This window comes from Pseudomonas graminis (assembly GCF_004364335.1).
Taxonomy (GTDB): domain Bacteria; phylum Pseudomonadota; class Gammaproteobacteria; order Pseudomonadales; family Pseudomonadaceae; genus Aquipseudomonas; species Aquipseudomonas graminis_D.
Genome location: NZ_SOCR01000001.1, coordinates 532,413 through 548,221 on the forward strand (window position 1 = coordinate 532,413; position 15,809 = coordinate 548,221).

General features: G+C 60.2%; 17 protein-coding genes. 8 read left to right on the top strand and 9 right to left on the bottom strand.

Translation table 11 applies throughout. The features are described from left to right. Window positions 1-25: 25 nt before the first annotated feature. Complete coding sequence (locus EC919_RS02285; protein WP_122534790.1) at window positions 26-283, bottom strand: hypothetical protein; 258 nt, start codon at window positions 281-283, stop codon at window positions 26-28. A 200-nt stretch (window positions 284-483) separates the two neighbouring features. On the opposite strand from EC919_RS02285, the gene EC919_RS02290 reads away from it, so the two are divergent. Further along, window positions 484-804 carry a DUF883 family protein gene (locus tag EC919_RS02290; protein ID WP_074885241.1) on the top strand — a complete coding sequence of 107 codons (321 nt, stop codon included), beginning with the start codon at window positions 484-486 and terminating at the stop codon, window positions 802-804. Between the two features lie 74 nt (window positions 805-878). Here the strand turns inward: EC919_RS02290 and EC919_RS02295 are convergent, their stop codons facing one another. Then, the gene (locus tag EC919_RS02295; RefSeq protein WP_133770801.1) at window positions 879-1,325 is read right to left on the bottom strand and encodes an SPOR domain-containing protein; all 447 of its coding nucleotides are present in this window, start codon (window positions 1,323-1,325) and stop codon (window positions 879-881) included. A 382-nt stretch (window positions 1,326-1,707) separates the two neighbouring features. On the opposite strand from EC919_RS02295, the gene EC919_RS02300 reads away from it, so the two are divergent. The 5 genes from EC919_RS02300 (at window position 1,708) to EC919_RS02320 (ending at window position 5,980) form a co-directional block, all read left to right on the top strand. Next, complete coding sequence (locus tag EC919_RS02300) at window positions 1,708-2,262, top strand: paraquat-inducible protein A (protein WP_243842179.1); 555 nt, start codon at window positions 1,708-1,710, stop codon at window positions 2,260-2,262. Next, on the top strand, window positions 2,259-2,876 hold the full coding sequence (locus tag EC919_RS02305) for a paraquat-inducible protein A (protein ID WP_133770804.1): 618 nt from the start codon (window positions 2,259-2,261) through the stop codon (window positions 2,874-2,876). Before EC919_RS02300 ends, EC919_RS02305 begins: the two co-directional genes overlap by 4 nt. Continuing rightward, window positions 2,866-4,542, top strand: a complete 1,677-nt coding sequence (locus tag EC919_RS02310; protein WP_133770806.1) for an intermembrane transport protein PqiB — start codon at window positions 2,866-2,868, stop codon at window positions 4,540-4,542. The genes EC919_RS02305 and EC919_RS02310 overlap by 11 nt, the downstream gene beginning before the upstream one ends. Window positions 4,543-4,571: 29 nt before the next feature. Next, a complete protein-coding gene (locus EC919_RS02315; RefSeq protein WP_133770917.1) occupies window positions 4,572-5,192 on the top strand; it encodes a PqiC family protein in 621 nt (206 codons plus the stop codon). A 317-nt stretch (window positions 5,193-5,509) separates the two neighbouring features. Next, window positions 5,510-5,980: a helix-turn-helix domain-containing protein gene (locus EC919_RS02320; RefSeq protein WP_133770808.1), complete on the top strand. Its 471-nt coding sequence runs from the start codon at window positions 5,510-5,512 to the stop codon at window positions 5,978-5,980. A gap of 159 nt (window positions 5,981-6,139) precedes the next feature. On the opposite strand, the gene araH is transcribed toward EC919_RS02320, so the two are convergent. The 5 genes from araH to EC919_RS02345 form a co-directional block, all read right to left on the bottom strand. Beyond that, window positions 6,140-7,105, bottom strand: a complete 966-nt coding sequence (gene araH, locus EC919_RS02325; protein ID WP_166650464.1) for an L-arabinose ABC transporter permease AraH — start codon at window positions 7,103-7,105, stop codon at window positions 6,140-6,142. A 45-nt stretch (window positions 7,106-7,150) separates the two neighbouring features. Further along, a complete protein-coding gene (araG, locus tag EC919_RS02330) occupies window positions 7,151-8,680 on the bottom strand; it encodes an L-arabinose ABC transporter ATP-binding protein AraG (RefSeq protein WP_133770812.1) in 1,530 nt (509 codons plus the stop codon). 93 nt (window positions 8,681-8,773) lie between these two features. Continuing rightward, window positions 8,774-9,784 (bottom strand): substrate-binding domain-containing protein, encoded by a 1,011-nt coding sequence (locus EC919_RS02335; protein ID WP_133770815.1) that lies wholly within the window; start codon window positions 9,782-9,784, stop codon window positions 8,774-8,776. A 165-nt stretch (window positions 9,785-9,949) separates the two neighbouring features. Then, window positions 9,950-10,828, bottom strand: a complete 879-nt coding sequence (locus EC919_RS02340) for an SMP-30/gluconolactonase/LRE family protein (RefSeq protein ID WP_133770817.1) — start codon at window positions 10,826-10,828, stop codon at window positions 9,950-9,952. Window positions 10,829-10,904: 76 nt separating this feature from the next. Then, window positions 10,905-11,615 carry a FadR/GntR family transcriptional regulator gene (locus EC919_RS02345; RefSeq protein ID WP_133770819.1) on the bottom strand — a complete coding sequence of 237 codons (711 nt, stop codon included), beginning with the start codon at window positions 11,613-11,615 and terminating at the stop codon, window positions 10,905-10,907. A gap of 334 nt (window positions 11,616-11,949) precedes the next feature. Between EC919_RS02345 and EC919_RS02350 the strand changes: the two genes are divergently transcribed. Beyond that, complete coding sequence (locus EC919_RS02350; RefSeq protein WP_133770822.1) at window positions 11,950-13,092, top strand: aldose epimerase family protein; 1,143 nt, start codon at window positions 11,950-11,952, stop codon at window positions 13,090-13,092. Between the two features lie 260 nt (window positions 13,093-13,352). After that, window positions 13,353-13,577 carry a DUF6555 family protein gene (locus EC919_RS02355; RefSeq protein ID WP_037011182.1) on the top strand — a complete coding sequence of 75 codons (225 nt, stop codon included), beginning with the start codon at window positions 13,353-13,355 and terminating at the stop codon, window positions 13,575-13,577. A gap of 390 nt (window positions 13,578-13,967) precedes the next feature. Here the strand turns inward: EC919_RS02355 and EC919_RS02360 are convergent, their stop codons facing one another. Beyond that, entirely contained in the window at window positions 13,968-14,708 is a 741-nt protein-coding gene (locus EC919_RS02360; RefSeq protein ID WP_133770824.1) for an S-methyl-5'-thioinosine phosphorylase, read from the bottom strand. A gap of 9 nt (window positions 14,709-14,717) precedes the next feature. Continuing rightward, window positions 14,718-15,719, bottom strand: a complete 1,002-nt coding sequence (gene nagZ, locus EC919_RS02365; RefSeq protein ID WP_208294942.1) for a beta-N-acetylhexosaminidase — start codon at window positions 15,717-15,719, stop codon at window positions 14,718-14,720. Window positions 15,720-15,809: the final 90 nt, after the last annotated feature.

Here is a 15,809-nt window from a genome sequence, read left to right on the forward strand (position 1 = left end):
TACCAAAACATCGGAGGCGTATCCCTTAACCCCGCGCCGCTGCCACCAGACGATTGACCTCGGCGCGCACCATGTTGGCGTACTCCGGTGGCGACATGGCGTCGAGTTCGCCGCGCACCCACTCCGACCATTTGCCCTTGCGCTTGGCCCGCTCGCCCATCAGCCGGGCGGCGTCACCCTTGGCCTTGCCCAGATTGCTCTGCCACAGATCGAACAGGCGGGACTTTTCGTCCTCGATGGCGGCACGTTCCGGAAGGGTTTTATTGGCCAGGTTGTAGCTCATGGTATGTACCTCGATGTGCAAAACGAAACGCTTGAACGGAGCCGGTGAAGGGCTCGAAAAACGTCAGCATCTTACACCCGTCGAGGGTGAATCCCGACTCCATCGTTGTACTTTTTGGCCGCTGTCGGAAATGTGCTGCAACTTTTCAGACGCTCATAACTCCATTGCACACTGCCATAACTATTGAAAGGAAATTTGCCATGGCTCGTAAAACTGCTGCCCAAAACGCCGCTGTCGAACAGATCAAGGATCAAGCGTTCAGCGAACTGGCCGCCCTCATCGAAGAGTCCGACAAACTGCTCAAGGACAGCGCTTCACTGGTGGGCGAAGAAGCCGACACCATGCGTGCCCAACTGAGCCAGAAGCTCAAGCAGGCGCTGGAATCCGTGGGCAGCGTGCGCGAACGCGCCAAGCCAGCGGTCGATGCCACTGAAAACTATATCGGCGGCCACCCATGGCAGACCGTAGCGGTCTCCGCAGGTTTTGGTCTGGTGGTGGGTCTGTTGCTGGGCCGTCGTTGATAAACGACGTCTGACTCTGTAGCAAGATTGGCCTTGGCCGGGGGCATCGCATAATGCCGCCGGCTTTAGATCCCTCAAGACCGCGGCGCAATCACTTCCAGCTGTGACAGGCGATGGCCTTTGACCATCGCGGCATCGATCTCTGTCTTGGCCTTCTCGGCATCTGCCTGAGACCCGAACGGCCCGATCATCACGACTTCCCTGCCATCGACCTTCACCACGTAGGACGGGTAATGGTGCTCGACCAGCCAATAGGCCATGTCGCTCAGCGCTTCTTTCAAATGGACACGAATGGTCCATTGCTGCGAAGCCGGCGTCGGCGCTTCTGCGGTCGAATCAGTGCTCGGAACCTGGGCGGGCGTCGCTGGCTTGCCGCCATCACAACCCGCCAGCATCAACACCGCCACCATCATTGCCATCTTGCGCACGTCTGTTGCTCCTCGTTTGAAGTGGCGGGAGTCTACCACCGCAGGCGAGTGCGAGTTGAACGTCCAGCCGGTACACTGCTCGGCGGCAGCCATGAACCCGTCTTCAGCACTCCCGGTCACAGCGCCCGGAAAGATTGCTGCTCGCCTTACAATTAACCGAACCCGATGATGGCACTGTGGTCAATCTCTCAAGTCTTTTCGCAGGCGCGCCTTTCATGACATTCACTTCAGCAAATGCGAGCCTGCGCTTCGCCGACAGGGTATCGTTGCCCGCCTGCCACTCAGGCGCGCAACCGACAAAAGCCAACCTATCGTGAACACACCGACGAATTCCGCGACGCACGCGCCGATGACCGACAGTTCTCACCGCCAGGTTCATTCATCCGGGCAGCCGCCTGCTCCAGCGCTCGCGCAGACGCAGACGCGCGCTGATCAGTGGATCATCTGTGAGCATTGCGACTCGGTCTATGAGGCCATGCCCCTTAACAAAGGCGAGGCGGCGTATTGTCTGCGCTGCGCCGCGATCCTGCGTCGCAGTCACCGACTGAACATCGAACAACTGCTCGCCCTGAGCATCGCCGCGTGCGTGCTGTTCATCTTCGCCAATGTATTTCCGGTCATCAGCATCAGCATGCAGGGTCTGCATAACGAAGTGACCCTGTGGGGCTCGGTACAGGCGTTGGCCCAGGGGCAGATCACCTTGATCGCGCTGGTCGCCGGGCTGGCCATCATCCTGGCGCCGGCGCTGCAGATCGCCCTGCTGTTCTGGGTGCTGGCCCACGCCAATCGCGGCGATATCGCACCTGGTTTCAAGCTGTGCATGCGCACCCTCGAACACCTTCGGCCCTGGAGCATGCTTGAGGTATGCCTGCTGGGGATTCTGGTGGCCATCGTCAAGCTGGCCGGCATGCTGGATGTGCATCCGGGCGTAGGCCTGTGGGCCATGGCCATGCTGATGGTGCTGATCGTATTGATTGCCGGTAAAGACATCCGCCGGCTGTGGGACGAATTGGGAGTCGGCCCTGAATGAACGGCATCCCCTACGCCCGCGAGTACAAAGTTACCCTGTGCCACGTCTGCAGTTACGTCTGCCCGGAAGACACCCACGAATGCCCGCGCTGCGATTCGCCGGTGCATCGGCGCAAGCCCAACAGCCTGACGCGCACCTGGGCATTTCTGATCGCCGGTCTGATCTTCTACATCCCGGCCAACCTGTTGCCGGTGATGTACACGACGATGCTCGGCAGCAGCAGCGAGAACACCATCATGAGCGGGGTGATCGAGTTCGCCGAAGGCGGCTCGTGGGACATCGCCATTCTGATTTTCATCGCCAGTGTGGTGGTGCCCTGCATCAAGTTTCTGGTGCTGGGGCTGTTATTGATCACGTGCCAGCGCCGCAGCACCTGGGCCATGCGCGAACGTTCGCGGTTGTTCCGCTTCATTGAATTGATCGGCTACTGGTCGATGCTCGATGTGCTGGTGGTCGCGCTGGTGGCAGCGCTGGTGCAGTTCCGCGGGCTCAGCACCATCGAGCCGCGCCTTGGTATTCTGTTTTTTGGTTTGGTGGTGGTGATGACCATGCTTGCCGCCATGACGTTCGATCCCCGGCTAATCTGGGACGCAGAGGTTGAAGATGTCCGATAACACCCTACCCCCCGCCCCGCCGACCCGACCGCAGGTCAAGGCCCGCAAGGTGCGCGTCTCACTGGTCTGGCTGGTGCCGATCGTCGCGGCCCTGATCGGCCTGTCGATGGTGATCCATGACTTCCTCAACGTTGGCCCCAAAGTGGTGGTCAGCTTCCTCACCGCCGAGGGCCTGGAAGCCAAGAAAACCCAGGTCAAGTACAAGAACGTGGTTATCGGCATGGTCACCGACATCGAACTCAGCGATGACCGTACCCATGTGCTGGCGAGCATCGACCTGAACCAGTCGGCGGCTCCGTTCACCCGCGCCGACACCCAGTATTGGGTGGTGCGTCCACGCATCGGCGCCCACGGCGTCACCGGCGTCGATACCTTGTTGTCGGGCGCCTTCATTGGCGCCGACGCCGGCAGCTCGGAAGAAACGAAAAAAGACTTCACCGGCCTGGAAACCCCGCCGGCCGTGACCTTCGGCGAGAAAGGCAAGCGCTTCATCCTGCACACTGACGACCTCGGCTCACTGGACATCGGCTCGCCGGTGTACTTCCGCCGCATCCAGGTGGGCCAGGTGGTGGCCTACGAACTGGCGAAGGACGGCAAGGGAGTGGACGTCGAAATTTTTGTCGGCGCGCCAAACGATCAGTTCGTCCTCGACGATTCGCGCTTCTGGAACGCCAGCGGCGTCGACGTCACCCTTGGCGCCTCGGGCCTGAAGGTCTCCACCCAGTCCATGGCCTCGATCCTCTCAGGCGGTATCGCCTTCCGCGAACCCAAATACAGCCCGGATGCCAAGCCGGCCAATGGCAACGCTGAATTCAAACTGTTCGAAGATCAGGCCACTGCCTTGGCGCCGCCCGATGGCGAGCCCAAATACATCCGCATGCGCTTCAACCAGTCGTTGCGCGGCCTGGTGGTCAATGCCCCGGTGGATTTTCTTGGCGTGAATGTGGGCCGTGTCGTGTCGGTGGACCTCGATTACGACCCGGCGACGGGCACATTCCCGGGCATCGTGGGCGCCGTGATCTATCCGCAACGTCTGGGTGCAGCGAATGACAAGCTGAAACAGCAAGCGGGCGGTGGTGACGAGGAAGAGCAGACGTCTCGAATTCTCGGCCAATTCGTCGAGCGCGGCCTGCGAGCACAGGTGCGCACCGGTAACTTGCTCACCGGCCAGTTGTACGTCGCCATGGATTTCGACCCCAAAGCGACGAAAGTTGTCTACAACGCCAAAGCGCGGCCAATGGAGATCCCGACGGTGCCCGGCAGTTTCGATAAACTGCAGGAGCAGTTGCAGGCGTTCGTCGACAAGCTCGGCAAAATCCCCCTCGACGACCTGGCGAAGAACCTCAACGGCAGCCTGATCGAACTTCAAAAAACCATGAAGCAGGTGAACAGCGACGTGTTGCCGCAGATGCGCGGCGCGTTGCAGCAGGCGCAGAAAACCCTGGGCACGGCCAACGAAGCGTTGTCGGATGACTCCCCGGCGCGTCAGCAATTGGGTCAGGCCATGGACGAAGTGCAGCGTACGGCACGTTCTGTGCGGGTGTTGACCGACTTCCTCAGTCGCCACCCTGAATCGCTGATCCGCGGTCGCACCGGCGACGCGGCGCCCGGCTCGTACAAAGGATCATCCTCTTCACGTGAAATCGCTCCGGAGCCTGCTCAATGACCTTGCGTAACTTTATGTTGGGTAAATCCATGTTGGGTAAATCCCTCCTCGCCCTGGCCTGCGTGCTCGGCGTGACGGCCTGCGCCTCCACGCCGACCCATTACTACACGCTGATCGCACCGGCGACCCAGGCTCCGGCGAATGCCAGCCCGTCGCCGTTTCAGTTCGAAATGCAGGCGGTGCTCATGGCGGTCCAGGTCGATCAGCCGCCCCTGGTCATTCGCCAGGGCAATGGCAGTCTGGCGATTCTGGAGAATGAGCGCTGGGGCGCGCCGTTGGGCGATGAATTCCATGACGCCCTGACCGGGCAGCTGGAGCAGCGCTTCGGTTCCCGGGACCTGGCGGGCTTGCCGAAACAAAGCGACCAGCCCGTACTGTCGGTGCGCACCGACGTGCGTCGCTTTGAATCGGTGCTGGACCAATACGCGCTGATCGACGTGGTCTGGAACCTGAGCCTGCGCGGCACCGGGGCCGGTCCCGGTACTCAGCGGCAGACCCTGACGTGCAGCAGCGTCATTCGCCAGCCGGCGGGCATCGGCATGGAAAGTCTGGTGATCGCGCACCAGAAAGCCGTTTCAACGCTGGCCGACACCATCGCTCGCACGGCCTCACAATGGGTGCGCCAACCTGACGCTCGCTGCCCTTCCTGACCTGATCCACACCGGGCATACCCTATGCCCGGTCACCGGCCCTCATTGCCCTCCAATCCCCATCCAAAGCGTTTAGCAGGCGAAACAGACTCACCCGTATGGATAGTGGTCATACGACTGTTTGAGAAAAGTCCTACAAAAGGCTACATTTGGATCCACATTCGCAGCATAAAAAGCTATTGTTTGGCCCGCTATAGCTAGGCTTAGCCTCAAGAGCGGCATCCGTTTGCGTTGATCTGCTCAATTTCCAGCCGAGTCGATTCATGAATTCGCAATCAGCTGCCTATCGTAAAGGATGGTCAAATGGAGTTGAGCACATGAACGGCATCGGCCTGAGACTCAGGCAGGAACGCAACAGACTCAAACTGTCGCAAAGCGCACTTGGCGCCATCGGCGGCGTCGAGACCAACGCGCAGGGCAATTACGAAAACGGCACCCGCTCGCCGAAGGCCGATTATCTGCTTCGCATCGCGGAGGCGGGCGTCGACCTGAACTACGTCATGAGCGGCACCAGATCATCTGCAGACGCGCTGAAAATGGCAGGGGTGATCGACCTTGAAGAAAAGCCGGATGTGTATCCTCATCTCACGAAAGTCACCCACCAGCTGCACCGTAATCTGTACGGCCTCATTGACGCTTCATTGCAGCTGACACAGCTCATCGAAGTGCGTAACCACGACGCCCGTTTCAAAGAAGCAAAAGAGCAGCTGGAGACGATACGGGTTGAAGCGCAGTCGCTGGCCCAGGCGACGATGAAGCTGATTTTCGAGACCTCGAAACTCGTGTGACGCGGCTTCTTACGGCAGCGGAAGGCATCCGGCACTTGCGACCTGCGGGGCTTGGTTTGCTCGGGAAGTGAGCCGGAACGTACACAGGGGGATCAAGAATGGAGCAGCGCTGTGTGGGGAGATGCCTGCCCCACCCAGCGCCCTCTCAACGACCGCGAATCAGCGACGCTTCAACCGGTCGATGATCACTGCCAGCAGCAGGATCGTGCCGCGAATCACGTACTGGTAAAAGGTGTCGATGTTCTTCAGGTTCATGGCGTTCTCGATGATCGCCAGAATCAACACCCCGGCGATGACATGACGAATCATGCCGATGCCACCGCTCAAAGACACCCCGCCCAGTACGCACGCGGAAATCACCGTCAGCTCGAAGCCCTGGCCGATCATTGGCTGACCCGAGGTCATGCGCGAGGCCAGCACCACACCGGCCAGCGCACCAATCAAGCCGTGCACGGCGAAGATGATGATCTTGGTCCGGTCAACGTGGACGCCTGCCAGCAACGCCGCTTCCTGGTTGCCGCCGATGGCCAGGGTGTTGCGGCCGTAGGTGGTGTAGTTCAGCAGCCAGCCGAAGAATACAAAGCACACGATCGTGATCAGGATCGGCACCGGCACGCCGAACAGCTGACCGTTACCGAACACAAAAAAGGCCTCGTCGCCAACGCCCACCGCTTTACCGTTGGAGAAGATGTAGGCCAGGCCGCGCACAATCTGCATGGTCGCCAGCGTGGTGATCAGCGCGTTGATGCGCAGCTTGGCGATGACGATGCCGTTGATCAGCCCGACCAGCAAGCCCATGGCCAGCGCCGCCGATACCCCGAGAAACACGCTGTCGGTGTCGCGAATGACGATACCGGCAATGACGCCTGAACACGCCAGCACTGAGCCAACCGACAGGTCGAAATGCCCGGACGCCAGGCAGTAGAGCATGGTGCAGGCGGCGATGCCGACCGTGGAAATCGCCAGGCCCAGGCCGCGCATATTCAACGGCGACATGAAGTTGTCGATCAGCAGCGCACAGAGCACAAAAATGCCCAGGGCGGCCATGAGCATGGCCCAGTCGTCGACGAATCGACGCAGGTTCATGCCTTGGCGGGGAGCCGTCAGGCTGGATTCGGTAGACATACGCACCTCGTTCTTATTTTTCATAGCCAGTTTTCATAGCCAGGTTCAACCGCGCGTACGCGGCAATGCCAGTTGCAGAAGACGCTGTTCATTCGCCTCTTCCCGGGACAATTCGCCGGTGATGGCGCCTTCACTCATGACCAGAATGCGATCGGAAATACCCATCACCTCCATCAGGTCGCTGGACACCACAATGACCGCGATGCCGTCGGCGGCGAGGTTATGGATGATCTGATAGATCTCGGATTTCGCGCCGATGTCGATGCCACGGGTGGGTTCGTCCAGCAACAGCACCTTCATTGGCATCGACAGCCAGCGGCCGAGAATGGCCTTCTGCTGATTGCCGCCCGACAGAAACAGCATCTGCTGCTCCGGCGAAGGCGTCTTGACGTTCATCGATTTGATCTGGTGCCTGGCGTTGTCGCGCTCCCAGCGTCCCTGAATCAGACAACCCAGGCTGACGTGCCGAGGCCGCGCACCGATGTTGATGTTCTCGGCGACACTGGAGAGCGGCACGATGCCTTCTTTCTTGCGGTCCTCCGGGCACAGCAGAATGCCGGCGTCGATGGCGTCCCGGGGCGAACGCAGGTTCAACGGCTTGCCTTCCAACTGCAAGGTCCCGGCCTGACTGCGCGTCAGCCCCGACAGCATCCGGAACATCTCGGTCCGGCCGGCGCCGACCAGGCCGAAGAAGCCGAGGATCTCGCCCTTCTCCACCGCAAAACTGGCGGGCTCCTGCAAGCCTGGGCCCATCAGCCCGGTCACGCGAAGGCTCGGCCCTTGATGCTGACGCGTTCGATAATTGTAGATGTCCTGAATGTCGCGGCCGACCATGCAGGTCACCAGGCGATCATGGTCCAGATCGGCCATGTCCTCGAAGGTGCGCACGAAGCGACCATCCTTGAACACGGTGACGGCGTCACACACGCGGAAGATTTCTTCCATGCGGTGGGAAACGTAAAGAATGACCCGGCCTTCGTCACGCAGCCGAATGATGATCGCCATCAGACGATCAATCTCCCGCGCCGACAGGCTGCTGGTGGGTTCGTCGAACGCGATGACATGGGCGTTGCGCGACATGGCCTTGGCGATTTCCACCAGTTGCCGCTGTCCCAGAGAGAGATCACCCAGGCGCGTGTTCGGGTCGATTTCGTCGGCCAGGCCTTTGAGCAACTCCCGCGCGCGGCGAACCATGGCCCGACGGTTGATCATGCCCCAGCGATTGGGCATGTGGCCGAGGAGCAGGTTTTCTGCCACCGACATTTCCGGGACCAGGTGCAACTCCTGGTGAATCACCGCCACCCCGGCCGCGATGCTGTCGGCAGTGGATTTGAACGCCAGATGCTGATCGCCGATCTGCAGATCGCCGCTGTTGGGCTGGTACGAGCCGCCGAGAATCTTCAGCAGCGTCGATTTACCCGCGCCGTTCTCGCCCATCAGCGCATGAACGCTGCCTGGCCGAGCTTCAAAACTGATGTCCGACAACGCCTTCACACCGGGGAAGGTTTTACCGATCCCGTTGAAGCGCAGGCTGCCGCCGTGCTGAACCTGTTGCTGAACCGATGCCTGTTGCATGAACCACCTCCACCCCGCCCCACCCTTGCCGGGTGGAGCGGGGCCTCGCAGATATCCGCCTGATTGCCAGGCGTCCCGACTCGACTGCCGCGCTTACTTGTACAGACCGATCTTGGTCAGCACTTCCTTGAAGTTGGCGCGGGTGATCAGCGTCACGTCGTCCATCGCGGTGTATTTCGCAGGTTCTTTGCCGGTGGTAACCCACTCGTACATCTGCAGGGCGGTGTTGTAGCCCTCTTTGTCAGGGCTGGGCAGCATCGAGCCGAAGAAGCCGCTTTCCTTCTTCTTCAACTCGTCGATGGCATCAGTACCGTTGATGCCGATGCCGATCACGTTGGCCGGCGCGAAGCCTGCGCCCGCTGTGGCACGCACGCCACCCAGAACGGTGTTGTCGTTCATGCCGCCAACGATGAGGTTTTTCGCCCCGCTTGGCAGTTTGGGCAGGGCAGCGCCGGTGGAATCCATGCTGCCTGGCACGTCGAGGGTTTTCTGCGGAGCGAAGAGGATGTGATCCTCAGGCAAACCGGCTTTCTTCAACGCATCAACTGAACCATCGGTGCGCTTCTTGCCGGTGTCCAGCTCGTTGTAGGTGTTGATGATCGCGTAGGTTTCTTTCCAGTCCCACTTGCGATTCTTCGCCTCGTCGGCCATGGCCGCGCCCTGCTTCTGGCCAACTTCGAATGCGGCCATCCCCAGGTACGGCACGTCTTCCATGAACTTGCCTTTGGCATCGACGAAACGGTCATCGACGGCCATGACTTTCAAATCGTTGGCCTTGGCTTTGGCGACGATGGACGGACCGAGGGACACATCAGGCGGGCAGATGACAAAGCCTTTGGCGCCGTTGGCGGCGAGGCTGTCGATGGCAGAGAGGGTTTTTTCACCGTCGGGAACGGCGATTTTGATGACTTCGAAACCGTGGTCTTTACCGGCCTTCTCGGCAAACTGCCATTCGGTCTGGAACCAGGGCTCTTCAGCCTGCTTCACCAGAAAACCGATCTTGACCTTTTCGGCATCAGCGGCGGATACACCGGCGCTCATGCCCAGAATGGCGGTGGCAACAGCAGCACAGCACAGGGAACGAATCCCGTGGCGACTCAACATAGCTAACTCCTTATTTTTATTGACTAGCTACAGCGTTCAGCAGTGAGTGTCGAAGCGGCATGCAGCAAGAAACACCGCAGGCCAATCAACTGAAAACAGTCATATCATATTATCAATGAAGCCTATGTAACCGAGTGTCACACCTCATCGGCACCGGGTTTTCGGTCACCCCGCGAAGCGGTGCGAGGCCATACCCTTGACGCCGATGTCCATCTGAATCACAGACCCATCCAGCTCAAGCGCGCCTTCTGCAGGCCGTGCGCTGGTGACAAATAATGTGCTCATGTCCGGCCCGCCGAACACGCAGCTGGTCGGGTGACTGACCGGCAGTTCGACGATTCGGTCAACGCTGCCATCGGGGGCAAAGCGGATCAGGCAACCGCCACCCCAGCGGGCGTTCCAGACAAAACCGTCTTCGTCCATCGCCGAGCCATCGGGTGCGCCCCGAGAATGCTCATGGGCCCAGACTTCGCGGTCGCCCAACGAGTGATCGTCGTTGATGGGGTAGCGGTAGATCACGCCGTCCAGGGTGTCGGCGGTCAGCACGGCTGAATCGTTGTGCGGCCAGACCAGGGTGTTGACGATGCCCTGCCCGCTTAGCAGAGGTGTGGCTGAACCATCACTGTTCACACGGTACAGCCCGCCCGAGCGACGCTCGATCGGCAGGTCGCCGCCTTCCTCGTCCAGGTTGTTCTGCATGGTCCCGAGCCACAATCGGCCAAGCCTGTCGCAACGTGCTTCATTGGCACGATTGCCCGCTACGGGATCGGCGGCACACAGCAAAGAGACAGCGGGCTGATCGGCTGGGGAGTCAAGGTCGAGACGGTGGACGCCACTGGCGAGGGTGACCAGTGCGTCGCCTTGGGTGGTGGGTATGAAGGCAGAAACCGGCTCGCTGAACTGCCAGTGGGACAGCTGGCCTTCGCGCAGGCGCAATGCGCGGAAGCCGGCGATATCGACCCAGTACAACGCCTGGTGGGCATGGTCCCAGAACGGCCCTTCGGCCAATTTGAAACGCTGGTCGCAGACCGGCAGCCAATTCATGGAAAACTTCCTGCTTATTATTGTAGGTCCGTGAGCCACTCAAAAAGCTCACCTGTAAAACGTCAAACTCGGCCGGTCATGTGTGGCGCGATAACGGTTGTTCCCGAGAACGCGCAATCACTTCACCGGCGTTTTCAATCAGGCTCATGCACGCCCACACACCCCGCGCCGAATCCCGGTTGGCGATGGCGTCCGCCAGATCCTTGTGCAACGGCAAGGTTCTGCCCAGCTCTCCGGGCACCGCCGAGGACACTTCGAACGAGATCGCCAGCAAGGCGCCCAGTGCCGGCAACATCTGCTCGATGAACTGGTTATGACTCGCTGCCAGCACCGCCTCATGGAAGCGCTGGTCCGCAGCGTTGTAATCACCCGGGTCTGCGACGCTCGCCGCAAGCCGCACGTAGGCTGTATGAATCCCGGCAATCTGCTCGGGTGTTGCCCTTTCACAGGCCCAGCGCACAGCCATCGGTTCTATGGCGCGCCGCAAATCCAGCAGGTCCAGCACAAAACTTTCCGGCAGGCCTTTCGCTGCCAGCCAGCCCACGACTTGCGGGTCAAACAGGTTCCAGCTGCGCACCGGCAACACCCGCGTGCCCACCTTGGGTCCGACTTCCAGCAATCCTTTGGCCACCAGTGTTTTGATGGCCTCGCGAATCACCGTTCGGCTGACCCCGAATTCTTCACCCAACGCCGCCTCAACCTTCAGCGACTGCCCCGGCGTTACATGGCCTTGAGCAATCCAGGCCCCCAGGCGGTCTACCGTCGACGCATGAAAACTGCTGCTCATTGATCCGCCCCTGTTTGCGGTGTGTTCCGCAAATCGAAGCTAATGATCATACGATTAGGAGTCAAACGCCTGTACAGACGGGCCATCCTGGTCTAGACCTTCCCGCATCGGGACAGACACTGCCTTTCGCCAAATAGTATTACAATTTATTTTTAAAGCGAGTGCTTTTGATCTATAACTCGAAATATGAGGGCTACCCGCCTCAAATAGTATGACCAATCACCGATGCTGCGCCTTCGAGCAATTAGGGGTGCTGCTTTCGGGCAACACGCGTGACACCGCGCCAGCAACATGCTCGTAACCACATGCCCATAAAAACAAAAGGACCGACGCAATGAGAAAGACCCTTATACCTGCCCTGGGACTGTCGCTGATGGCCGCCGCCCTGCAAGTCCACGCCGCCGGGCTGTCCACCGAGCACGGCGCATTCGGCAAACTTGCCGATGGCACCCCGGTGGAGAAATACACCCTGCGCAACAGCCAGGGCATGCAGGCTACAGTGATCACTTACGGGGGCACGCTGCAGTCGCTGCTGGTGCCGGACAAGCACGGCAAGGCTGAGGACGTGGTCCTGGGCTTCGATGATGTGGATGGCTACGTCAATGGCACCGCCTTTTTCGGCGCCACGATTGGTCGGTTCGGCAATCGCCTGGCAGGCGGCAAGTTCTCCCTGGATGGCAAGAGCTATCAAGTGCCACTGAACGACAAGACCAACTCACTGCATGGCGGCCCGAAAGGTTTCGACAAGCAGATCTGGAAGGCTCAAGAGGTCAAGGACAAAGGCTCTGTCGGGGTCAAGCTGACCTACGTTTCGGTCGATGGCGAGATGGGTTTCCCCGGGACGCTGAAAACCGAAGTCACCTACAGCCTGAACGACAAGAACGAGCTGCGCATTCAGTACCACGCGACAACGGACAAACCGACCGTCTTCAATCTCACCAACCACAGCTACTTCAACCTGGCCGGCGCTGGCAACGGTGACATCCTTGATCAGGTCGCCGTGGTGCACGCAGCACGTTATACGCCGGTCAACGAGACGCTGATCCCGACCGGTGAACTGGCGCCGGTGGCCGGTACACCGCTGGACTTCCTCAAGCCTGTCGCTTTCGGCAAGCGCATCCGTGAAGACAACGCACAGCTCAAGTTCGCTGAAGCCACCCAAGGCGGCTACGACCACAACTGGGTGCTGGACACCAAGGGCAAGCTGTCGAATCTGGCAGCAGACGTGGTCGATCCGAAGTCAGGGCGCCGCCTGCAGCTGTTTACCACCGAGCCTGGGGTGCAGCTGTACACGGGCAACTTCCTCGACGGCACCGTTAAAGGCAAGGGTGGCAAGATCTACCCGCATTGGGGCGCGTTCACGCTGGAAACCCAGCACTACCCGGACTCGCCTAACCAGCCAGCCTTCCCTTCCACGCGTCTGGATCCGGGCAAGGCCTATACACAGACCACTGTGTTCAAATTCCTGAACAAGTAACCATTTGAGTGTAAAAACGGTTCGGCGGGACGGCCGCAAAGGTCGTCACTGCCGCATCGCAGAGTGCCCCATGCCGCCATGGCGTCGCTGAAACCGCTCAAAACCGGGGGTTTGCCATTCGTTTGTAAGGGTGGCTGACCACTCGCTCATCGTTATGTACTAAAGCTAACCATTTGGCTTAGAACGGCAACTTCGAGTGAATTTTCCTGGCGGTGACGACTCAGTTACAAAGAGAGTGACTGATAGGGAGGTTTGCAAGCGTGGCACAGTACAAGCATTTCAGAATCGATTATCTGCTGCATGGCAGCTACAAAAGCTTCTACATCAGCGCCGAAGCGATGGACAACGCCTCCGCCTGGCACTGGGCTTCGGTGGATGCCGGGTTTGGTCAGATTCCCAAATACCGGTCGGACCGGGTCCCTAAAGTGACCAAGCCGAAAGCCGAGCAACTGGGTCTGACCGACGTTGAGTGGGCCGAGTCCTGATCATCTGATCAGGACTTCTCATCCACTGGACTTCTTCGCTGACCCACCTGAGTGTTCTCTGCGGAAATGTGCCTTGGCAGCGCGTCATCATCAGCGCGCTGCCGGGCATCCCGACACATGATTCGTCCTTCGATTTCCCCCCCGCCTTCAAGCCTGATCCGAAGAGAATTCTGACGATTAACCCGTCGCATCGACGCCGTTGGCAAACCTGATCATTAAACGACCATTACGGCTAACGCCTTGCAAATACAGGCTTACAGAAACTTATCCACAGAGATATTCACGCTTTCCGTGGACAACTTTTTCAACGATATAGCGTTGACTTTGTTGCCCTTCCCGGCCTAGCCAGCATCCAGAAAAATGCCTTTGCCAGCCTGACAAGTTCCTGCGTCAAGCGGCGCTGAGCACCCTTGCCAGGGTTGCCTTGACCTTGCCGATTCCGTCGTGCAAAGCCTGCTCGATTTCCGCCATCGTGATGACCGCCGCCGACTTGCCGGCTGCCGGATTCACCACCAGCGCCAGGCAGGCGTATGCCAGTTCAAGCTCACGGGCCAGGGCCGCTTCCGGCATGCCGGTCATGCCGACGATGTCGCAGCCGTCACGCTCCAGCCGCGTAATCTCGGCCACGGTTTCCAGCCGCGGTCCTTGCGTGCAGGCATACACGCCGAAATCGCTGTGGGCGCACCCTCCGGCCGCCAGTGCTGCGATCAGCCGATCCCGCAATGGCGCGCTGTAGGGAAAGCTGAAATCGATGTGGGTCACGTGCTCGAGGTCGTCAGCAAAGAAGGTGTGCTCGCGGCCGCTGGTGTAATCCACCAGATCGTGGGGCACGCAAAAATGACCGGTGCCCATGTCAGGATGAATACCCCCCACGGCGTTGACCGCCAGAATCGCTTCAGCCCCGGCCTGCTGCAGCGCCCAGATGTTGGCGCGGTAGTTGACCTTGTGCGGCGGAAAGCGGTGCGGGTGTCCGTGGCGGGCCAGGAACATCACCTCGCGGCCGGCGTATTCGCCGAGCTGGATCTCACCGGACGGCGCCCCGTATGGGGTATTCACCGCCAGTGACTGACGGATCGTCAGCCCTTCGAGCTGGGTCAGGCCGGTGCCGCCGATAATCGCGTAAACAGTCATGGGGATTCCTTATTCGATCAGTTGAGCAGCGCGCAGTGCAGTCAGTGCCGCCAGCCACCGGGGGTGCTGCCGGTATTCGGTGGACGCCATGCCCTGGCCGCGCATTCTGTGAAGTCGTGCTGCAGGAGGCGTCACCTTCAAACGCTGCACCGCGCTCAACGCCAGCTCAGCCGCAGCCCGGTCGTTACAGACCAGTCCCATGTCGCAACCGGCCGTAAGCGCCGCCCCGATGCGGCTGGCGGCATCACCCACAACATGAGCACCCGCCATCGACAGGTCATCGCTGAAGATCACGCCATCGAAGCCCAGCTCACCGCGCAGGATGTCCTGCAGCCAGCGGCGGGAAAAGCCCGCCGGCTGCGAATCGACTTGGGGATAGATCACGTGGGCAGGCATGACCGCTGCCAGGTGTTTGCTCAAGCGCTGAAAAGGCACCAGATCATTGGCGCGGATCGTTTCCAGACTGCGCTCGTCGTTGGGGATAGCCACATGGGAGTCTGCCTCGGCCCAACCATGGCCAGGGAAGTGCTTGCCTGTTGCAGCCATGCCGGCCGCATTCATGCCCCGGATAAAAGCGCCCGCCAGTAGCGCCGCGCGCTCGGGGTCGCCTTCGAACGACCGGGTACCGACGACCGCACTGCGTTGATAGTCCAGATCCAGCACCGGCGCAAAGCTGAGGTCCAGCCCTACCGCCAGCACTTCGGTTGCCATCACCCAGCCGCAATGCTCGGCGAGGCTTTCTGCATTCGGATGATCGGCAATGGCGCGCATCGGCGGCAGCCGCACGAAACCCTGGCGCAGGCGCTGCACCCGGCCACCTTCTTGATCGACAGCAAGCAGCAACTCGGGACGAATGGCGCGAATGGACGCGCAGAGCTCACGAACTTGCCGTGGGCTCTCGATGTTGCGCGCGAAAATGATCAGGCCGCCCACTTCGGGCTGACGCAGAAACTGACGGTCTTCGGAGGTCAGCCAGGTACCGGCGACGTCCACCATCAGGGAGCCTTGCAGGCCAGAACTCATAGGAAGATCCTTCAACAACCAATGCTCAGGCCGGCATGGTGAGGGATCGAAGGACGTGATGCAAATTACGCCACCGCC